Source organism: Bradyrhizobium sp. USDA 4510, from assembly GCF_054059095.1.
Genome location: NZ_JBSSBT010000001.1, coordinates 6436298 through 6456840 on the forward strand (window position 1 = coordinate 6436298; position 20543 = coordinate 6456840).

Annotated in this window: 17 protein-coding genes; 5 read left to right on the plus strand and 12 right to left on the minus strand. The window is 60.3% G+C overall.

All coding sequences use genetic code 11. The features are described from left to right. Positions 1–105 precede the first annotated feature (105 nt). Positions 106–882, plus strand: coding sequence for a TetR family transcriptional regulator (locus tag ACVMDN_RS29970; RefSeq protein ID WP_229189708.1), 777 nt, complete (start codon positions 106–108; stop codon positions 880–882). Positions 883–936: 54 nt separating this feature from the next. Here the strand turns inward: ACVMDN_RS29970 and ACVMDN_RS29975 are convergent, their stop codons facing one another. Then, on the minus strand, positions 937–2529 hold the full coding sequence (locus ACVMDN_RS29975; protein WP_229189707.1) for a gamma-glutamyltransferase family protein: 1593 nt from the start codon (positions 2527–2529) through the stop codon (positions 937–939). 237 nt (positions 2530–2766) lie between these two features. Between ACVMDN_RS29975 and ACVMDN_RS29980 the strand changes: the two genes are divergently transcribed. Further along, a complete protein-coding gene (locus tag ACVMDN_RS29980; RefSeq protein WP_316393922.1) occupies positions 2767–4332 on the plus strand; it encodes a winged helix-turn-helix domain-containing tetratricopeptide repeat protein in 1566 nt (521 codons plus the stop codon). 227 nt (positions 4333–4559) lie between these two features. Here ACVMDN_RS29980 and ACVMDN_RS29985 read toward each other — a convergent pair whose 3' ends face one another. From ACVMDN_RS29985 to wecB, 5 genes are all read right to left on the minus strand, one after another. Further along, a complete protein-coding gene (locus tag ACVMDN_RS29985; protein WP_456814861.1) occupies positions 4560–5003 on the minus strand; it encodes a hypothetical protein in 444 nt (147 codons plus the stop codon). An 84-nt stretch (positions 5004–5087) separates the two neighbouring features. After that, entirely contained in the window at positions 5088–6068 is a 981-nt protein-coding gene (locus tag ACVMDN_RS29990; protein WP_456827978.1) for a WecB/TagA/CpsF family glycosyltransferase, read from the minus strand. 4 nt (positions 6069–6072) lie between these two features. Beyond that, a complete protein-coding gene (locus ACVMDN_RS29995) occupies positions 6073–7062 on the minus strand; it encodes a glycosyltransferase (protein ID WP_456814863.1) in 990 nt (329 codons plus the stop codon). 4 nt (positions 7063–7066) lie between these two features. Next, positions 7067–9274, minus strand: coding sequence for a GumC family protein (locus ACVMDN_RS30000; protein WP_456814864.1), 2208 nt, complete (start codon positions 9272–9274; stop codon positions 7067–7069). A 12-nt stretch (positions 9275–9286) separates the two neighbouring features. After that, positions 9287–10504, minus strand: coding sequence for a non-hydrolyzing UDP-N-acetylglucosamine 2-epimerase (gene wecB / locus ACVMDN_RS30005; protein WP_456814865.1), 1218 nt, complete (start codon positions 10502–10504; stop codon positions 9287–9289). Positions 10505–11097: 593 nt separating this feature from the next. Here wecB and ACVMDN_RS30010 point away from each other — a divergent pair. Then, positions 11098–12231, plus strand: coding sequence for a glycosyltransferase family protein (locus ACVMDN_RS30010; protein ID WP_456814866.1), 1134 nt, complete (start codon positions 11098–11100; stop codon positions 12229–12231). 140 nt (positions 12232–12371) lie between these two features. After that, the gene (locus tag ACVMDN_RS30015) at positions 12372–13886 is read left to right on the plus strand and encodes a hypothetical protein (RefSeq protein ID WP_456814867.1); all 1515 of its coding nucleotides are present in this window, start codon (positions 12372–12374) and stop codon (positions 13884–13886) included. A 17-nt stretch (positions 13887–13903) separates the two neighbouring features. On the opposite strand, the gene ACVMDN_RS30020 is transcribed toward ACVMDN_RS30015, so the two are convergent. Genes ACVMDN_RS30020 through ACVMDN_RS30045 form a run of 6 tightly spaced genes read right to left on the minus strand, consistent with a single transcriptional unit; the run spans position 13904 to position 19802 of the window. Then, the gene (locus ACVMDN_RS30020; RefSeq protein ID WP_456814868.1) at positions 13904–14392 is read right to left on the minus strand and encodes a hypothetical protein; all 489 of its coding nucleotides are present in this window, start codon (positions 14390–14392) and stop codon (positions 13904–13906) included. Between the two features lie 15 nt (positions 14393–14407). Next, a complete protein-coding gene (locus ACVMDN_RS30025; protein WP_456834796.1) occupies positions 14408–15979 on the minus strand; it encodes a lipopolysaccharide biosynthesis protein in 1572 nt (523 codons plus the stop codon). Beyond that, entirely contained in the window at positions 15942–17015 is a 1074-nt protein-coding gene (locus ACVMDN_RS30030) for a hypothetical protein (RefSeq protein ID WP_456834795.1), read from the minus strand. The genes ACVMDN_RS30025 and ACVMDN_RS30030 overlap by 38 nt, the downstream gene beginning before the upstream one ends. A 47-nt stretch (positions 17016–17062) precedes the next feature. Next, on the minus strand, positions 17063–17716 hold the full coding sequence (locus tag ACVMDN_RS30035) for a PIG-L deacetylase family protein (protein ID WP_168855327.1): 654 nt from the start codon (positions 17714–17716) through the stop codon (positions 17063–17065). Positions 17717–17721: 5 nt separating this feature from the next. Continuing rightward, a complete protein-coding gene (locus tag ACVMDN_RS30040) occupies positions 17722–18516 on the minus strand; it encodes a glucose-1-phosphate cytidylyltransferase (RefSeq protein ID WP_028338408.1) in 795 nt (264 codons plus the stop codon). Beyond that, entirely contained in the window at positions 18513–19802 is a 1290-nt protein-coding gene (locus tag ACVMDN_RS30045; RefSeq protein WP_456814871.1) for a methyltransferase domain-containing protein, read from the minus strand. Before ACVMDN_RS30045 ends, ACVMDN_RS30040 begins: the two co-directional genes overlap by 4 nt. Before the next feature lie 208 nt (positions 19803–20010). On the opposite strand from ACVMDN_RS30045, the gene rfbC reads away from it, so the two are divergent. Next, a complete protein-coding gene (gene rfbC, locus ACVMDN_RS30050) occupies positions 20011–20541 on the plus strand; it encodes a dTDP-4-dehydrorhamnose 3,5-epimerase (protein ID WP_456814872.1) in 531 nt (176 codons plus the stop codon). Positions 20542–20543 lie beyond the last annotated feature (2 nt).

Here is a 20543-nt window from a genome sequence, read left to right on the forward strand (position 1 = left end):
ATCGGGAAGGTTACCCCTTGACGAGCCACCGCAATAGCGATCTCAATCCCGCGAGCCTGCACGGCAGGGCCCCGCATCCCGTTGAACATGATGGGCGGGGGCATATTGTCCGCGCTGGGCTCGTACAACCTGAGAAAAGCTTGTCCCGTGACTGAAACGACAGCATCGACCAGCCCGGCCCGCAGCGCCACACGCGGCAGACGGGCACGCGATTCCGCGTTGACCAAGGAAGCGATCCTGCACGCGGCGACGTTCGAATTCTGCCGCAACGGCATTGGCGGAGCTCGGGTTGAAGCCATCGCGAAACGCGCCAAAGCCAACATGCGGTTGCTGTACGCCTATTTCGGCGACAAGAACGGCCTTTATCTCGCCGTGCTCGAGCACGTCTACACCGAGATCCGCGCGGCCGAACAGCAACTCAAGCTCGACGACCTCGATCCGGTCGCGGCCATGCGCGAGCTGATCAACTTCACGTTCACCTTTTTCGGAGCGCACCAGAACTATATCGCCCTGATCAACAATGAGAACCTGCAGCGTGGGCGTAACCTGCGCAAATCGCGCAAGATCGCCGACCTCACGCTACCCTTGGTCGCGAGCATCGAAAATATCCTTCGCCGGGGCCTTGCCGTCGGGCCGTTCCGCAGCGACGTCGATCCGGTTCAGCTCTACGTCACGATCACGGCCATGAGCTATTTTCATGTCTCCAACCGCTACACGCTGTCGGCGATGTTCGACAAGGATCTGGGAGAGCCGGACTGGCTGGAGAAACGTCGCCACCACGCGCTGGACGTGATCATGACCTGGTTGACGGCGACGGCGGCCGCAAGCGAGGGAAAACGGAAATCGTCCGCAGCCAGAACACCGGCCGGCGCCGCACGCTAGCTCGCGCGCGGCAAATTCCGAACAGTCTGCGGGTGAGCGCTAAGGGTGCTCGCTTCACCGGGCAGCGACGACGCCGTCGCTGCGGGGATCGCTGGCGCCCTCGAGCAGTCCATCCGGGTGCCAGACGATTGCGCCGGCGTGGCCCATGAATTCCTCGAACGCCCCGACCACCTGGATGTCGTGGCCGAGCGCCCGCAGCGCGTCGATGACGGCAGGATCGAAACGCGATTCGATCTTGAGATTGTTGTTCTCCTCGCCCCATGTGCGACCGAGCAGCCAGCGCGGCGCGGTCACTGTCGACTGAAGATCCTGACCGTGCAACGCGTAGCGGGTGAAGATCGCCGCCTGGGTTTGCGGCTGCCCTTCGCCGCCCATCGTGCCGTAGGACAACAGCCGGCCGTCGCTGAGTTCAGCCATTGCGGGCTGAATGGTGTGGAACGGCAACCGCCCAGGTTCCAGGCGGTTGATATCGGTCTCGGCGAGACCGAAGCTCGTCCCACGGTTCTGCCAGGTGACCCCGCTTTGGGGCAGGATGACGCCCGAGCCGAACTCCCAATAGATGCTCTGAATGAAGCTGACGCTAAGGCCGTTCCGGTCGGTCGCAGCGAGCCAGACCGTATCGCCCTGGGCCGGCGGGTCAGGCCAGCGCGCTGCATGATCGACGGCGACCGTCTTTTCGAGCGCCGCAATGGACTCGTCGGTGAGAAACTCGGCCGCCGACCGCGCCATGTAGTCGGGATCGGTCACGTAGCGATTGCGGATGCGGAACGACGCCTTCGTGCTCTCGACCAGCCGGTGCAGATGATCGACCCCGTCCGCCTCCTTCGCCATGCGCCGGGCATAGAGCGCAAGAATCAACAGCGAGGCCAGGCCCTGCGTCGGCGGCGGCATGTTGAACACCTTGTGCCCGGCCACATCGACCGACAGCGGTGTCACCAGCGTGGCTTGATGCTGCTCCAGATCGAATAGGCGGAGCGGGCTGCCGAGCCGTTCGAGATCAGCGGCCATCGAACGCGCCAGGTCGCCGCGATAGAAATCGGAAAGGCCGGCTTGCGCCAGCTGCCGCAACGTGTCTGCCACGCGCGGCTGCCGCAACCGCGCGCCGACTGCAAGCGGAACGCCCTGCGGCAGATAGACATCGGCAAAGCCCGGCACATCCTGCAGCTCAGCGCGCTTCTTCGAGGTGTTGTCGTGCAGGGTCTGGGTCACGGCGACGCCATCGGCGGCGTAGCCGATCGCAGGTTCGAGCAGCCGCGACAGCGGCATGCGCCCCCCATGACGATCGCGGCTGAGCTCATAGGCCTTCTGCCAGCCATCGACGGTCCCGGCGGCGGTGAGTGCCGCGAGCGGTCCGCGGCTTGGGATGGTGCTGCAGCCATGCTCGCGATACCAGGCGCGGCTGGCGGCCTTCGCCGACCGTCCGCACGCCTGGATTCCGACCGGTGCGGAGCCCGCCCGGCCGACCAGCCAGAAGCTGTCGCCGCCGAGGCCGTTCATATGGGGATAGACCACCGCGATCGTGGCAGCGGACGCAATCATCGCCTCGACCGCATTGCCGCCTTCGGAGAGGACGGCGAGCCCGGCCTGCGCCGCAAGGTGATGCGGCGCGGTCACCATTCCGCTATAGCTTCGCTTGGTCTGCAGCATCAACGCGTTCTCCGAAAGCAGCAGCTTGTAATAATATTCTTACTTACATTGTCAAGCAGCCGTCGCCTCGCCGCGGCTGCGCGAACGGCTGGCGGAGGTGCCGCGCGAGGTGGATCAAGGCGAAGCGGAAATCGGCCGCGCAAAGCTGCGCGTCAGCGGCAGCGGGGCGGGTCGCCGAATTCCCGGAGGCCCTGAATCTGTTCCGAAAAAGATGCAAAAAATGTAGTCTCCCGAACCATGGCGACGATCCACGAATTCGGCCCCTACCGCCTCGACGCGGAAGCCGTGATGTTGTTTCGAGAGTCCGAACCGGTCGCGCTCGGGCGGCGCGCGGTGACGCTGCTTCGCCTGCTTGTCGAGCAGGCCGGAACGCCGGTTTCCAAGGACGCATTGATGCAGGCGGCGTGGCCGGGGCTTGCGATCGAGGAGAGCAACCTGACGGTGCAGATCGCCGCTCTGCGGCGGGTATTTGCCGACGTAGAGGGCGGCGCGACCTGGATCGAGACCCTGCCGCGCCGGGGCTACCGCTATGTCGGGCCACTGGTCGCTGCCGAATCCGGCGCCGGCCTGCCCACCTCGCCGGCACCGACGGTGCCGGATGGGCCGTCGCTTGCGGTGCTACCGTTCTCGAATCTCAGCGGCGATGCCGCGCAGGAATATTTTTCCGACGGAATCACGGCAGACATCATCGCCGAACTGTCGCGCTTCCGCTCGCTGTTCGTTGTCGCCCGCCACTCCAGCTTCGCCTACAAGGGCAAGACGCCCGAGATCAAGCGAGTCGGCCGCGAACTCGGCGTCAGGTACGTGGCCGAAGGAAGCGTGCGCAAGATCGGCAGCCGGATGCGGGTGACCGTCCAGCTTCTCGATGGCGCCAGCGGTTACAATCTCTGGACCGAGCGCTACGACCGCGAACTCGAGGACATCTTCGCCCTGCAGGACGAGATCGTCCGCGCAATCGTCGCAGCCCTTCCGGGCCGGCTCGAGGACGCCGGCCGCGAGATCGCCAGACGCAAGCCGACCCCGAGCATCACCGCCTATGACCTGGTTCTGCTGGGCAACGAGCGGTGGCGTCAATTGACGGTGAAGGGCATGGCGGAAGCCAGGCAGTTTTTCCGGGACGCCGTCGCGCTCGATCCGCAATATGCCCGCGCTCACGTCAACATTGCCTGGACTATCGTCTGCGACGTGTTTCTCGAATCGCCCGGCATGGCGAAGCTCGACGACGCGCTGAGCGAGATCGAGACCGCGCTCGACATCGACGGCGGCGACGCCTGGGCCCATGGCGTCTTCGCGCAATTGCTGTTCCTGCGTCGCGAGGACGCCAAGGCCGAAATCCATTTCAGCCGGGCTCTCGCGCTCAATCCAAACGACGCCGACGTCGCCGCCGTTTTCGCGAACATTCTGGTCTACTGGGGACGGTGGCGAGAGGCCCTCACATGGATCGGTGCGGCCAAACGACTGAATCCCTTCCCGCCCAATCTGTACCACTGGTACCACGCGCTCGCGCTCTATTCGGGGCGCCAGTACGATGAAGCAGTCAAGACGCTGATGGAGGCGCGGTCCCCCGACCGCTGGTCGCACAGTCTGCTTGCCGCCTGTTATGCGCAGATGGGTCGGCTCAGCGAAGCGCGATCCGAAGCCGAAGCGTTCGTCACGGAACGTTGTCGAGAAATGAGCGCGAACGGCGCAACGCCGCCAGCGAACACCCTCGATCTCGTTCGAGCACGGGCCGAAAGGTACAGAATTTCTGCCGAACGCGAGCACTTCCTCGACGGCTTGCGCAAAGCCGGCTTATCCGGCTGAGCCGTAACGAGGGTCACCACAGGCTGTTCGAAAATGACCGACAGCGGTGCTCCGCCTCGACTTGCTTCAACCTCAAATTCCTGAGCGCCGCGGCGGTCTGGATTGTGCAATGGGAGGATCGACGCTTGGCGTGGCGAGATTCATAGCCCGTGGTAGCGGGGGAGCGCTGCCGCCATTCCCAACACTCAGAAAAACGCCTCCAATGCGCGCTGTGCGGAAGCAGCTCTTCATAGAGGTCGAGGACGAAGGGGAGCGTCTCCGCGGAAAACCGCAGCCTCCGATCTTTGAATCTTTTGGATCTGGCCTGGGATCAGCTCAATCTGAGGAGATCGAGCATTGGAGAACTCCATGAAGGCGTCCGTGGTTTCGAATATTTGATTCACGAGCCCGCGATGCTCTGGTTCAATGATGGAGTAAATGTCGGGTTTGTCGCACCTCCACCATCCTGACCATAGTTCCGCTTTCTTCTCATTGGGATCAAAAATAAGGATGAGCGCCCCTCCGTCCTCATAGATGAGCTCAGCGGGCACGCAGCCGTGTTTGATCAGCGTTTGCAGAACGTGGCAGAACTCATAACCAAATACGTACACATCAGGCTTTAGCTTAACGACGATGGGTTGGTCTGCGTTATCGTACCCGAAGGAATCGGTGCTGCTTGGCGGTTTAATCACTTTGATGCTTCCCGCGCTTGCGCCATGAAGCTAATCGCTTAGCTGCCTGCGTGGATCAATGATCCTGGTTGGTCAGCCGATACATCAGGCGTTCACCTCGATACCCTTGAGGGCATTAGCCGTCCGTGCCCGACGCTCTGAGATACGCCGCTCTATGCCGCGCCGGCGATCGGGTATCGGAAGCTGCGAATCCCGCACGTTGCTCCTTCGCCGGACAAGAATTCGCCGATCAGCTACCCTGCGTTCCGTACCCACTTTTCGGTCGTCTCTCCGCACCACGCTTGCCGATCCGGCGATCGCTCTCTTCGGACGGGCGGCGTAAGCCCTGCGCGCCACCACTTCGCGGAGCGCCAGCCAGATGAACTCGCTGTTGGTGGAAAGATATCGCCGCCATAACTTGCGCGGCTCCATCATCAGGCGCCAGAACCACTCGAGACCGAGCGATTGGAATAGCCGAGGAGCGCGCCTGATAAAGCCGGCCAAGACGTCGAAGCTGCCGCCTACCCCCAGGATGACAGGAACTTGCAGCCGATCCCGATAGCGCTCGCTCCACACCTCCTTGAACGGGGACGGCAAGCCGATAAAGAGAATGTGAGCGCCGCTGGTTCTTATCTCATCGACGATAATTTCGTGCTCGTCCGGACCGAAGTAACCGTTCCGAAAACCAGCGATCTTCAGCTGCGGAAAACGCGCCTCGCAGACGCGCACGAGCTTCTCGACGACTTGCTGGTGCGCCCCTAGAAAATAGACACAAAGTCCGTTGGACGCGGCCCCCCTTAAAAGTCCTTCCATCAGATCGATGCCGGCCACGCGTTCCGGCATGCGTTGACCTGACGCTCGTATTGCCCAAACCACCGGCATACCGTCCGCCACCGTCATATCGGCCGCGGAGCATGCGTGCGCCAACTCCACGTCTCGCCGCATCATGCAGAGATGCGACGCATTGATCGTCATCACGATGTGAGAATTGTTCGAGCGGAGACAGATATCGACACAGCGCTGCGCCGCCTGATCGAGCGTAACCGCATCAAATTCGACGCCCAATAGGCTCGCGTGTTGCTTCATCTGCTCAACTCCCCTGCGGCGATTGCCGGCCGGCTTGCCACCGAGCCACTTGCTCGGCGTCCAGGCGAGCCGTGGCAGCTCGTTTACCCAGTCTCAGGCACGCGTGCTGATAGGTACGAAGAAAACGTCTGAACTCGGGGTCATTATAGCGCGGCAACCCCTTTGCCCAGCTGCTGAAGTAACCCCAAAGCATCGCGATGCTTCCGATGAACATTGGGTGCGCGCGAAGACGGGAAGCCGCCACCGCCAGATAGTAAAACGGCGAAGTGCCCATGAAATACTGACCGAAGCCAGCACGAATTCTGCCTGCCCAGATGCTCTTCTGGCTGGCCCCTTGCGGACGAAGGTGGACGAATCGAATTGGCTCTGAATCGACGCTCTCCGCGATCCAGCCCAGCATTCTGGCGCGGTGGCAATCGATGCCATCCCACATGACTTGTCGCACGAAACCGCCGATCTGCTCGAAGCACTCAACCCGATAGAACTTCGTCATTCCAACCGACATTTCGTCGCCGCAGATTTCGGGCACGAGATCGCCGGTTTGGGGATGAACGAACCAGGGTTTGCCTGAGGTCGTCCCGATACGTGGATTATCCTCCATTCGCTGCATCAGCAGTTCGAAGTAGCGAGGCGGCAGGTCGAGATCCATATCAAGCTTGCACAAATAGCCGAAGTCGCCGAGCGACACTTGATCGAGACCATCATAAAACGCCTCAATCACGCCGGGCCCTACCCGCCGATGGCCTCGGTCATGGCGGCGCACGACGCGCAGATAAGGCAACCGCGCCGCATACTCTTCCAGAATCCGTGGCGTCTCGTCGGTGGATCCGTCGTCAACGACGATCCACAGCGCAGGCGGCACCGACTGTTCAGCCACGCTGTCCAGCGTACGGCAGAGATAGGCTCCCTCATCGCGGCAGGGCGAAATCAGCACATACCTGCGCGGCGTGGCGCTGTGCGGAACACCTGAAGCGCGCCTGTCAAGCTCGTCCACAGGTCTACTCCCGGTAATATCCTTCGGACCTGACGCCATTTCTTGCCTCGATGGTTCTAAGCTCGACGGGATCGATCTGGTTGAGCACAATGGTCGACACGCGCTCACGGATGAGCTGCGTTACCGACAACGCTTCAAGCACGCTCGTGCGCTTGGTCTGACCGCATTCCACAACGAAGACGAACTCATCGATGAAGCGCTCGATCAGCCTTGCATCGACGACCGACATGATCGGCGCCACCTCCACCACAATGTAGTCATAGGACTTCCGTGCGACGGCGAGCAGGTTTTCCATTTCCCGCGAGCCCAGGAGTTCAGCAGCGTTGGGAATCCGAAGCGCGCAGGCATTCGGCAGGACATCCAGCCCCGAATGCGGTCGCTTGCAAACAAGCTCGCCAAGACGGGACGGATCTTCCAGCGCTTCGAAAAGCCCGACCTTCGCATCCGGGGACAGTGCAGTCGTGAGATTCCGGAGATGAAGGTCGGCATCGATCAACAGCGTGCGCGATCCAGAGGACGACAATATGAGCGCGGCAAGATTGGCGGCAACGACAGTCTTTCCCTCTTTCGAAACCGCCGACACGACGCCGATGACTTTGCCCCCGGTCGAGGCGGACGAACGGTCGAGCATCGCCTTCACATTGCGAAGACCTTCCGCGAAGCGCGAGAAGGGGACAGCAAGGACATGCTCCTCGATTGGCAATTGACCAGCATAGACGAAGGGCAGTCCGATGCACCGCATCTCGGTCACCTGTTCGACGGCCTTGGGCGTACGGAACACATCCGCCATCCATTCACGTCCGAAGGCAGAGCCTATGCCGAGAAACAGACCGAGAACAATGCTGCCTGCCGCCACGACGAGGGTTTTCTTGGAACTCTTTGTCAGCGGCGGAACCGCTCTCGTGATGATCTGCGCACTTTGGGCCGGAAGCGTCTCCGCCTGCGCCGCCTCGATCTCCTTATGCTTTTGCAGGAATCCGCTATAGAGATTGCGCAGCGCCTCGGCAGCGCTCTCGAGTTCGCGCAGCTGGCTTCCGGTTTCCGCGGAAAGCTTCGCGGCGGTGTCTTCGAGTTCAGTCTGTCGTGCCCTGGCGACTTCGTATTCGCTGGCGTAGGAATCGGTAATGCGCCCCTCGTCGGACCGAATGGCGGCGTCAACGCCGTTGAGCTGCGCACGAAGCTTGACGACAGCCGCGTGCTTGCGACCGACGCGAGCTTCCATCTCCGCAAGCCGAGACGCAAGATCGCGCTTCTGCGTGCGGAGACGTGCAAGTTCGCTGTTGTTGAGTGCGAAGTTGATGACCGCCGCTCGCTTGTCGTTGAATAGCGCGTCCGTCGACACGGCCGACGGAATCCCGTTTGCCTCTGTCCGCTTGATCCGGTCGAGACGCTCCTTTGCTTCAACTGCCGCGAACTTGGCATTCATCAGCTGGGTATTCAGACTTGCCAGGAGCTCGGTATCCTGAGCGCCAGTGCTGCTGAGATTGTTAGCCGTCTTGAAGTCCTGCAGCGCCTTGTCAGCATCGGCCACCTGCTTCTTCAGCTCGATCAGCCGCTCCTGCAGCCACTTACTCACCTTCTGCGTTGATTTCAGCTTTGCGTCCTGCAGGGACGCGAGATAGCTATCCACGATTCCGTTGGCGATCTTCGCGGCCTTCTCCGCGCTCTGCGACTCGACCGTTACGTTGATAACGTTCGCGACATCCTCACGTGCAACAGTCACCCGCTTCAGCAGAGATTCGAGCGCCGCTCGTTCAGCGGCTGCAGTGGCTTCCGCCGTGCTGGAGTTCCCGTCTGTGGCGCTGCCAAGTGCAGATCGCCCGGCAAACTCGCCATCACTGGCCAGACCCAGCGAGCGAATAACCGGAAGCAGGACCCTGTCTGATGACAGTACGTAGAGCTGACTGCCGACCTCCACTTCATCCATCGTCGGCTGATCTACGATCTTGTTCGTCTGCAGATAACGATTGAGACTTCGATCGATGAGGATGCGTGCACTGCTCTTGTAGGGCGCCTTCATGACCACAACGGAAGCCACGGCAACCACCAGCCCAATCAACAGCCCGATAACGGGCAACCGCCATTCGCGGCGCAGAACGTCGACAATGTCCCATAAGCCGAAAGCGGGACGGCCCGCCGCAGGCGGACCATAGTCTTCCGCAAGTGGCTGGCCGTATTCCTGAATAACCAATTGATTGGTTCTGGTGTCCATGGCTTCGTTTGATCAGTGGGCCGGTTGGGGAACCGGCGACGGCGGTTTCGTATGCATCTCGGCATTCGACAAAAGATTGACGCTCGCTATGCCATCAGCTGGATGTTTCGGCCGACGGACATTCAGAAGATCATGCACGATCAGTTTGCTGGCGCGCCCCTCACCGAACGGATTGGCACCGAGAGACATGGCTTCGTGCTCCGCTGGCACATCGAGCAGGCGCTCGACGCCTGCAACAATGCGAACCGGGTCGGTGGTGACCAGGCGAGCGACGCCGGCGTCAACGGCCTCCATGCGCTCGCTGGTATCTCGCATGACAAGCACGGGCTTCCGAAGCGCCGGCGCCTCCTCCTGAATTCCACCGGAATCCGTGAGGATGAGATACGAACGCGTCATGAGGTAGACGAACTCGGGATAGTTAAGGGGTTCGATCAGGAAGATATTCGACGCATCGCGCAGATGGTCGAACACCGGCCCGCGCACGTTCGGATTCAAATGGACGGGATAGACGATCTGAATATCGTCCCGCCGACTGATCGTCTTCAATGCCTCGCAGATTTGCCGGAACCCGGATCCAAAGCTCTCGCGCCGATGTCCAGTCACGAGGATGAGCCGCTTCGAGGTATCGAGCCATGAGTATTTCGCTTCAAGCGACTGACGAAGCTCGCCCGGTTGAGAGATATTCGAAGCCATACGAAGCAGTCCGTCGATCACGGTATTGCCGGTGACAATGACGGCGTCTGGCGGATACCCCTCCTTCAGCAGGGCAGAACGCGCCCGCGACGTCGGTGCATAATGCCTCGTCGTAACGACGGCAGTGACCCGCCGATTGGCCTCCTCCGGCCATGGACTCATGAGATTGCCGGTTCGCAATCCCGCTTCGACATGCCCGACACTGACCGACCGGAAGAACGCGGCAAGTGCAGCCGCCGTACTGGTTGCGGTGTCGCCCTGTACAAGAACGTAGTCCGGATTGTAGTCGGCGATGATCGGATCGATTCCGGTCATGACCGCGCTGAACACTTCGCTCAACGACTGGTTCGGTCGCATGATGTTCAGGTCGTAGTCAGCCTTCAACGAGAAGGCCGACATCACATCATCGAGCATCTTACGATGCTGGCCCGTCACGCAGACGCGCGTATCAATTCCTTCTGCTTCGCCCAGCGCAAGCACAAGCGGTGCCATTTTGATCGCCTCTGGACGAGTACCAAATACGCTAAGAATACGCATGAACCCCGACGCCGCCTGTGTTCAATGATTTGTCGTGTTGAATATTTTTGTCGTTTCGAAATGATGCGGCACGCTACCGGATTTTCCCGACGCGTTCATCGCCAACGTTGGCTCAGCACATGTTAAATGAAATTTATAGCTAATTCTCGGAGTTGCCGCAGAGCGCGTTGCGCATCATCGAAGCCGGCTGTTGTCAGGCGGTTCCAGATTTAACCTTTTCGGGTTAACGCGCACTCAGTCATTGTCCGCTGACGTTCTTCGCTACTGCCAGCGAGTTCCAGATTTAACTTCTCCAGGTTAACGCGGATTCGCTGTACCGTTCGCAAATCTTCGCCGATGCATCCTCGTGCTTGCATTCGGAACGGCACGGCGGGAATGCCAATGCGCGTGCAATGAACCCCACAGGCTCGCATTATCCAATTTCGGTAAAACTTGTACAAAACAAGATTAAATAGCGTATCTGGACTAGCGTTGATTGGCGCCATTGCGCGCATCGTGACGACGATCAACGCGCAACTCGCTCCTGGTCGAGAGATTCCGGAAGTCGTGTGGCCGGCACTTTCCGGCATTTGATAGGTCGGAGGCAGCGCCTCGTGGAAGGCAAGGTTTTACTCCTCTCGCAGCGTCGGATTTCCGATCTTGTTGCATTTTGCCTCAGCTATGAGTTCGAGGACAATTTGGCGGCGATGACGCGCGCCGATCGGTTCGATGTTCAAAATCGCGCTGCGCTGGAGTTCTCGCGACGGGTCTACAAGTGGACGCGCCTTGCATCAGGATCGACCAAACTGGCAGGTGTGCTGGCACCCTCCCCGCCGCAACTGCGGCTGCAACGTGATTACGAACTGTTCTTCCCGATCTTCAGCAATGCGTATCAACTTCACTCACTCGCCGCGATTCCCGACTGGCGCAAACGGTGTCGCAAGGCCGCATGCTTCATCACTGAAGTCTGGGCAGACGACATCCCGGAGTATCTGGTCGAGCTCCTATCTGGATTTGATCATATATTCGTCGGCCTGCATCACTGCGCACCGCAGATTGCGCGAATAGCAGGTCGACCGTGCAGCTATCTGCCGCTGGCGGTCGACGTGGAGCGGTTCGCGCCGAGGCCCGAGCAGCAGCGATCGATCGCCGTGTGCAACATCGGGCGTCGTTCGGCGACAACCCACGCCGCGTTGCTGACCGGCGCCGAGAGAGAGCGCTTCTTCTACTACTACGACACTGTGGCGGCGAGCGGTTCGAACCGAAAGGAAAGGACGTTCCGGGTCGACAGTCCGGAGGAACACCGCATCATGATTGCGAATATCCTCCAGCGCAGCCGCTATTTCATTGCCAATCGCAGTCACGTCAACAACCCGGAATTCACGGCGGGACGTGACGAGATTTCCGCCCGCTACTATGAAGGCGCTGCGGCCGGGGCGGTGATGGTTGGAGAAGCGCCGCGCACCGAAGAGTTTGCACGGCAGTTCGACTGGCCCGACGCCGTCATTCATGTACCCTTCGATTCGCCCGACATTTGCCAGATCCTCGAAGCGTTGGACGCAGACCCGGCGCGACTGCGAGCGGTTCAGAACGCAAACGTCCGGGAAGCCGCGCTGAGGCACGATTGGCTCTACCGCATACAGACGGTATTCGACATCCTCGATATTGCTCATACCGATCAGATGCGCGCACGAGCCAACCGTCTGCGCCAGATCGCCGGATCCTTTGAGCTGCCAGCGGCCGCCTGAAATCGTCGCCCTCGCGTGGTGCGGAGCAATGCGGCGTTTCCGCCGGTTTATGGTTAACGGCCTGTTAAGCGGCGGCTGCTACATCCCGGCAGGTAGGCGATCCTTTTCATACGATCGCCAGGGTGTCGCGAACGTCCGCAATGGCGGACAAACGTCAAGCTGCGTATCCAGGCATGAAACGCTCCAGTCAGCTCCCCTCGGCTCAGGCGGCCATCCTCAATGCGCCGCCCTTGCCACGTCAGGCAGACAGGCTTGCTGCACCTCTGCGACGGCGTGGCGCCTGGACGCAATTCGTCGAAGCCCGCCTGCGCGAGCCCGTAAATCCGGAACGAAATCCCGCCGAGCCGCCGCCAGACAGTCCGACCGACAAGCAACCGACGATCCTCGGCGACAATCCGAGCTCGCCAGGCGGTGGGCCGACGAATGAAGCCCACCCGGTCCCCGACTTGGAACACCTGCAGCCGATCGTGCTCCCGCAGGATGAGGTCAGTCTGCGCCTGAATGAGGCCGCGGAGAACATCGGCCGCTGGACAAATGTGGCTCCGCCTGATGCCGGACCAGACGACGGGTCCGTCTCCTCTGCGGCCGATCCAAGCGATGCTTCAGCGGAGGAATCCGACAACGACACGCAGCCAGCGCCACCGGACTCGCATGCTGGCTCAGCCGTTGCCTCGTACGCGCCTGAAGCAGATGAAGGAGAGGGATTCAGTCCGGCCGCGGACCCAGGTCCGAACTCGGTGCCGCCGGCGTCAATCCGTCCAGCAGTGCAACCGCCCGTGCACACCAGCACCGCCGAGGCGAGCGTCGCGGTGCAGAAACAGCAGATCATACTGATCGACAAGCTGATCGCGGAAGAACTTCAGAGCTCGCCGCGAGACCGACGTTCCATCACCAGCGAATGGAAAGTGCGCAACTTTGTCTGGTTCCTTGCTCCGACAGCGGTTCTGCTGGCGATTGGCACTGGAATGCTCATGCGGGGCAATGTTGCATCCGTGTTCAATACAACACCCCAGGTTGTCAGCCATTCGAACGCGGCGCCCGTTCAGTCGCCACCGCAAAGCAGACGCAAGCTGAAACCGGCAATTGCCACGTTCGTACATCGTGCTCCGATCGAAGCAGCCGCGCCCGCACCAACCGCACGTTCACTGCCGACGACATATGGGATTTTTGCGTCAAGCATCGGGCGGATGATCCGGCTCGAGCCGATGAACATCCGCCTTCCCGACAGCCGGATCGCCGTGTCGGTATTGACCACGAAGCCGGGCACGGTTGTGGTGCCGCACGGCCCGCTTTCGTTTGTCGCGTATCAGCGCGAGCTTATGACAAGCGCGCCCGACAACGCACAATTGCGCATTCTCGCCCAGGTGGCACGAACACCGTCGTCACCGGCAGTCGCTATGGCCAACGATGCCTGGGCTATCCGGTCCGTTTCCGTCGACCTGACCGTAGCGCCGGTCCCTGAAAGCCGCGAGATGGTCGAGCTGCAGCCAGTGAACCCAGATCTCGTCCTCTCACCCGGCCGTTACGTGCTGGTCTTCAAAAACCAGGCCTACGACTTTGTCGTAGCCGGCAAGGTTACCGATAAGGCTCATTGCCTCGAGAGGGCGGAAACGCCGGACGGCGACAGGTTCACCGAGTGCCGCAAGCTCCCATAATGTAGGGCGGCCCGGTCCTAGGGCGGCGTCGACGCGACCGCGGCCGGCGGCAACTTCGTCGCTTTCGCAGTGGCGGCACCGACGCCGAGCTGGCCGGTCCTACGCCAAAGCAGCAACCCTGCTCCGCCGCCGATCGTACAGATCGCAAGCAGCACGATTTCCCCGCGCCCCAATCCACCAGAGATCAGTGCGTAGGGCGGCATGCCCAGGCCCATCCAGAACAGCTTTTGCCACTGGTAGGAATCGTACCTCTTGCCAAGATTGCGACGCTTGAACCACAGATCTTTCGCTTCGCGCGAAAACGGAAGAACACGCCGGCACACGGCCGGCACAAGGCGAAGCGCGAGCAGCAGGGCAAGAAACATCGTCAACGCGACGACGATACGATCGTCGCCGCCGGACAGCAGTCGGAACACCGGCAGAATGCAAAGGCCGAGGCCGATCCTCAGGAATGCCCCGGCGGGCCAGGTGTCCAACTTAATCAGGAAGCGCTCAACGGAGGTCATGGGCGTAATCCAGGATCAGGAGTTGACTTGCAGTCGTACAATGCCGAAGTCGCGTAGCAACGACCACGCGAGTTGCAGTGGCCGCGTGATCCTGAAGACCCCGATCACGACGGTCAGGTAGGCCGTCACACAGATCACGCTCGCGACGGGAATTCGCAGCAACCGCGGCAATTCCTGCAGGAATGCGTCCTGTATCGAGGAGGCGACCGCGACGGCGACCAGCGCAGCAATGGTCTGCGGCGCTGTCGCGCGCAGGACGTCCCCGATTGTGATCCCGACAGGCCTGCCGGCGTAGACCAGCGCTGGAACGAACAGCACGAACATGGTGACCGTGTAGGCGATCGTCACTCCGATCACGCCGAACGGCAGTCCAGCTGCAAGCGCAACCAATTGGCAGATTGCACTGAAGATGCCCCATCGCATCCACCGATCTGGACGCCCGACAGCGACATGGACCCAACCGAGAGTTCGCTCGATGCAGTCTGCAATGCCGCGAATGGCGAGGATACAGAGCAGGGGGCCCGCGGGAGACCATTTTTCTCCGAGAAGCACGATCACGATGTCATGAGCGCTCACGGCCAGGGCCGCGAAGGCAGGTCCCGAAAAGTAGCAAAGCAATGAAAGCGCGCCTTCCCAGGAACGCTTCAATTCGGCCGCACTGTGCTGGAGCTTGCTCAGTCCCGAAACCGCGATGTTATGCAGCGGCTCACTGAGAATCGACAGCAGGTTGTTGTAGATCGTGAAGGCGTTCTGAAAATAGCCAAGCGGCCCCGCCCCGAGGAAATACCCCATCGCGATTCTGTCCGCTGAACGAGCGAAGTAATCCGTCATGGTGAAGCCGGTGACTCCCAGCCCGAACCGCAGCAGTTCCTTGACCATTGGCGTAAGTCCGGGCCTGCCTGGGATCCATCGACAGGCGGTCCAGGCTCCCACGACGGTCAAGGCCGATGTTATGATCGGCTTGGCGATCAGCGCCCAGTAGCTCCAGCCCGAAAGCGCCAGTCCGACGCTTGCAGCGCTTCCGATGATGTTCGCCGATATGTCGATCATCGCGATGCGGCGAAACTGCATTGCCCGACGCATCAGCGCATAGTGTTGCGTCGACAAGGCCATCATCAGGAAGGTCACCGACAATGCCAACGCCATGCCCGCGAGCGATGGCTCGCCGAAGGCACGCGCTATCCACCGACCGGACGCAGCCAGCACGACAGCCAGCACGACGCCGATCAGAACGTTCAGCCAGAACAACGTGCTGACCTCGGCTCGTGAGATGCTGCGCCGCTGGGCGGAGGCCTCGCTCATCCCGAGATCGACGAAAAGGGGCGCGAAGCCGATCAGGGCCAGCATCATGGCCACCAACCCGAAATCGTGCGGTCCGAGCAGTCGCGCCAGCACGATCGTCGAGGCCAATTGAACGAAGATATTCAGTCCACGCGCAGCAATGAACGCTACGCCGCTGTGCAGCGACCTGCGGCCAAGGCCAGAATATGGCTTGTTGTCCGCAAAATACTGATCGGCACTTTCGCTCCGATGCACGCGCCGTTCCCGTTCAATTCGCTGGATTCTGGCCTTGAGGTACCCGCTCAAGCCAGATTTCTCGCCAATAGGGATAGATGGCGCGCGGGCAGAAGCGGCGGCAGATCGCATAGCGCGCCTCACACACGACATCCTTCAGGATGATCGCGTCCGTCTTAAAACGGACCATCTTGCATGAGCCTTCGTCGATGATCTGCTTTTGACGCCTCTCGACCTCGTACTCGCGCTCGGTGAACGGCACCATCTCCGGATCGAAATACAGGCCGCGATTGCGGTAATTGCAGTCCAGTGTCTCGAGGATGTCCTTGTACGGCTTGACGCGCACGACGTCGCCCACCTGCAGATCAAGCCGGGACTGCGGGACCTTGCTACCCTCCGGCACACCGAAGGGCCTGATCGGATAAGGCACGCCACCTCTCATGCGCTGGAATGTGTCGTAGATCCAGCGCATCGCGGTGCCAATGCCGAGCCCTGCTTCGGTGACCGTGCGCCAGACCGAGAAAGTCAATCCGGCGACGAGGTCCTGCAACCGAACGTTACCCGAAGTGTAGTCCTCGACATACTGACGCGGATCCCACCACTTCAGGGGTTGCGTGGCGAATTTGACCTGTGTGTTCTGGCAAACGTAGGTCGGCTCGGTTTCGCCGACCTTCGGCGGATGCTTGATCGTGCTCCACAGCGTATCCTCGCTGCAGCCGCCTGACCTGAACGGCTTGTCAGCGCCATCTGGCGACGGCGTTTTCTCGCCCGCCGGCTTCAACCAGGCGTCCTTCCAGAATATCAGACAGGCCGCCTCACAGCCGTCATGAGCCGCGCCGTTGCAGCGAATGTTCTCGAGATGGACCGTGTTCAGCATCTTGCGCCCGCCGATACCGAGCGCGGGATCGCAGGTCTTGTGAGCTCGCTTGCCGACGCGAAGCCTCTTGCCGCAATACTTCAGCATCTCGGGCATGAAGGGCATTTCCTCCAGGCGAGCGTTGGCATCCAGCGTCGCGAGGATCTCCTCCTTGCTTCTGACCTCCACCAGGTCACCAGCGCGAAAGATGCTTGAAAATAGCGTGCTCATATCGTGCGCCTTGAGATACACCCTGCAATCAGAAATTCACCGGCTGCGTGACATCCGCGCAACCATCGTCAGATCAGTGTCAACTTTCGCCCAAAAAATGCCTCGGCGAAGCGTTCCGTAGCCCTGCACTCCATGCCCCGAATCCGTGCGAGGCCGCGAAAGGTGTCCGCATCGAACCACTGCTTGGATCGCTGCGTCCCGAAATGCTTGAGCAGGAGTTCAATCTTACGATCGAGCGCCGCCGCCGACACCGGCATGTAAACGTTGGGTTGACCGAAGTCCCCATCCCACTTCGGGATCTCATATTCCAGAATCTGATGATCACGAAACGTGTTCCAGGTCAGGCGGCAGACCTGACGATGGTCCTGATGAGCATCATCCCTGCGATGCGTCAGAATGACGTCGGGCTCGACCCGCCGCTTCAGCGATTCAAACCATTCCTTGATGGCTTCTCCCCTTTCCGGGAAAAATCCGTCGGGAAATGACAGCACCTCGACATTCGCGGATGCCGCCTCGCACAAGAAGTCAGCCGCCGACGCTCTCGCCTCAGCCTCCCGTATGGCGCCACCGCTTAGAACGCACCAATGCACGTCCAGCTTGATACCCCGCTCGATCAGATCCAGCAGCGTCGCTCCCGCGCCGATTTCGATATCATCCGAATGGGCGCCAAGGCACAGGATCGACAGACGGTCTCCGGGCTTGGCAAGCTGCAATGCTCTCATTCCGGTTATGCCGCGCTGGCGACCGACGAGTGATTCAGCCGCCACGGCGTGTCGCCGCGCTCCACCATGTCCTCCAACACTTGTCTATCGCGCAGGGTATCCATGGCGCGCCAAAAACCCTCATAGCGATAGGCCATGAGATGACCGCCCTCGATCAAACGGTTGAACGGTTCCTGGACGAGTTCTTCTCCCTCCTTGATGTAGTCGAAGATTTCGTTGCGGAAGATGAAGTAGCCGCCGTTGATCCAGATCTCGGACTCCTGGCTGGAGCGAATCCGCTGCACCGACCCCTCGGCGTCAAACTCGGCAAGGTGGAAGCTGATCGGTGGATGGATCGCCACGAAGCAGCCGATCTTTCCGCTTTCCTTGAACTTCTGGATCATGTCCGGCAGCGGCGCATCGGTCAGCCCGTCGCTGTAGTTCGCAAGGAACATCTCCTCGTCCTGGACGAGATGGCGGACGGCCAGCAAGCGCTGCCCGATGTTGCGCCATGTCCCCGTATCCACCAGCGAAACCCGCCAGTCCGGCTGATGTTCGCCGATCAACTCGACCTTTTTGCCGTACTCTGAAATCACGCAGTCGCTGTTCGCAGTCGCGCGATAATTCAGGAAGTAATCCTTGATCACGTTCGCCTTGTAGCCAAGGCACAAGATGAAATCATTGTGATTGTACTGGCTGTAGTACTGCATCACATGCCAGAGGATCGGCTGATGGCCGATCGGGACCATCGGCTTTGGTATACTCTCCGAATACTCGCGGATCCGCGTACCGAGACCGCCGCAAAAAAGGACAACCTTCATGGCGCAACCTCACGCGGATCAATGATTTCGACGTTAGGAATCGGAACGATGAACTTGCAGCCCCAGTCCGCGACATGCCGCATTTGCGCGACGATTTCCCTCTTCAAATTCCAGGGCAGGATGAACAGGTAGTCGGGACGAGCCTCGTCAATGGCTTCGACTGGGAGGATCGGAATGTGCATTCCCGGCGTATAGCGGCCGTGCTTGTAGGGGTTGCGGTCCACGGTGAAGTCGAGAAAGTCGGTTCCGATGCCGCAGTAGTTAAGCAGCGTGTTGCCCTTGCCGGGAGCGCCATAGCCGCAGATCCGCGCCCCCTTGTTCTTGCTCTCAATCAAGAACGACAGCAATTCGCGCTTGGTGCGATGAACACGCGATGTAAATTGCTCGTACTGACCTATGTCTTCCAGGCCGATCCGACGCTCATGGGCCAGCAGCGCGGTCACCGCGGCCGAGACGGCGTGAGTCGCATCGGCGCGGCAGAGATAGACGCGAAGCGAGCCGCCATGCGTTGGGATCTGCTCGACATCGAAAACCTTCAGATCATGCCGCCGCGCGAGACGGTCGATCGTTACCAACGAGAAATAGGAGAAATGCTCGTGGTAGATGGTATCGAACTGATTTTCGTCGATGAGCCGCTCAAGATGCGGGAATTCGAGCGTAATCACGCCTTGCGGCGCGAGCAGGCACGCCATTCCGGCGGTGAAATCGTTTAGATCCGGAACCTGTGCCAGCACGTTGTTGCCGATAATCAGATCGGCGCGCTTGCCATCTGACACCAGCTTCCGCGCCAGCTCCAGGCCGAAGAACTCGACCATTGTCGGGACATTCTTCTGCCTAGCAACTTCGGCCACGTTGGCCGCCGGCTCGATTCCCGTGACCGGCACCCCGAGCGGCAGGAAGTGCTGCAACAGGTAGCCGTCGTTGCTCGCGATCTCGTAGACGCGGCTCTCGGCACCAAGGCTCAGCCTGGCCTTGATCATCTCACAGTAGCGCCGCGCATGTTCCACCCACGACGTCGAGTAAGACGAGAAGTAGGCATACTCGGTGAAGATATGCTCCGGTTTAACGTATTCCTGGAGTTGCACCAGGAAGCAGGACCCGCAAACCACGGTGTGCAGCGGGTAGTACGGCTCCATGGCGTCGGTCTGGTCGGCTGTGAGAAAACTTTCGCAGAGAGGCGACATCCCCAGGTCGACAAACGTCGATTTCAACGTCGCGCCGCACAGACGGCAGTTACCGTGAGAGGATTTCGACCGAATCGATTCGAATCTCGAGTGAGCGTTCATTGGGCCGTACCATGAATATAGGATTGCCGAATATGAGATTGCCGGCGCTTAAATCGGGCTCGTTAGATTGAATTTTATCGTATGAAAGCGAACAATATGAAGCGATATCGAACAACAAGGTAAACCACGCAGTTGCTGAAAATTTTAGTAAAATTGTATAGAACTGGTCGTCGACAATTGGCCTCTCGGTCGGGAGTGGATACGTCCCATGCGCTTTGAAGCAACAGGACTTGACGGAGCGTGGCTCGTCAAAGTCGAGCCTGCACACGATGAGCGCGGCTTTTTCGCGCGCACGTTTTGCGAAGACGAGTTTCGTGCACATGGGCTCGTGACCAGATTTCCCCAGCACAGCATCTCGAGCTCCTCGCGCAAGGCAACATTGCGCGGAATGCACTTTCAGAATGAGCCGCACGGCGAAGTTAAGCTCGTGCGCTGCTTGAACGGATCGATTTGGGACGTCATCATCGATCTGCGTGCGAGCTCGCCGACCTTTCGTCAATGGCGCGGCTTCGAGCTTTCAGCGGAGAACGGTTCGCAGCTCTACGTCCCCGAGGGGTTCGCACACGGCTTTCAAACCTTGAGCGACAACGTTCAGGTCAATTACCTGATTTCGGAGTTCTACGAGCCTTCGGCTGCTAGCGGCGTCCGATACGACGACCCGATGTTCGGCATCAGCTGGCCTCTGGTCGTCAGCACGATCTCCGATAAGGACCTGAACTGGCCGCTTCGGGGTGCGTGAAC

Bases quoted from the DNA above. Each gene is read 5' to 3' on its own strand.
- ACVMDN_RS29975 (WP_229189707.1), bottom strand. From the start codon at position 2,529: ATGCTGCAGACCAAGCGAAGCTATAGCGGAATGGTGACCGCGCCGCAT.
- ACVMDN_RS29980 (WP_316393922.1), top strand. From the start codon at position 2,767: ATGGCGACGATCCACGAATTCGGCCCCTACCGCCTCGACGCGGAAGCC.
- ACVMDN_RS29990 (WP_456827978.1), bottom strand. From the start codon at position 6,068: ATGAAGCAACACGCGAGCCTATTGGGCGTCGAATTTGATGCGGTTACG.
- ACVMDN_RS30000 (WP_456814864.1), bottom strand. From the start codon at position 9,274: ATGGACACCAGAACCAATCAATTGGTTATTCAGGAATACGGCCAGCCA.
- wecB (WP_456814865.1), bottom strand. From the start codon at position 10,504: ATGCGTATTCTTAGCGTATTTGGTACTCGTCCAGAGGCGATCAAAATG.
- ACVMDN_RS30015 (WP_456814867.1), top strand. From the start codon at position 12,372: ATGGCGGACAAACGTCAAGCTGCGTATCCAGGCATGAAACGCTCCAGT.
- ACVMDN_RS30020 (WP_456814868.1), bottom strand. From the start codon at position 14,392: ATGACCTCCGTTGAGCGCTTCCTGATTAAGTTGGACACCTGGCCCGCC.
- ACVMDN_RS30035 (WP_168855327.1), bottom strand. From the start codon at position 17,716: ATGAGAGCATTGCAGCTTGCCAAGCCCGGAGACCGTCTGTCGATCCTG.
- ACVMDN_RS30040 (WP_028338408.1), bottom strand. From the start codon at position 18,516: ATGAAGGTTGTCCTTTTTTGCGGCGGTCTCGGTACGCGGATCCGCGAG.
- ACVMDN_RS30045 (WP_456814871.1), bottom strand. From the start codon at position 19,802: ATGAACGCTCACTCGAGATTCGAATCGATTCGGTCGAAATCCTCTCAC.
- rfbC (WP_456814872.1), top strand. From the start codon at position 20,011: ATGCGCTTTGAAGCAACAGGACTTGACGGAGCGTGGCTCGTCAAAGTC.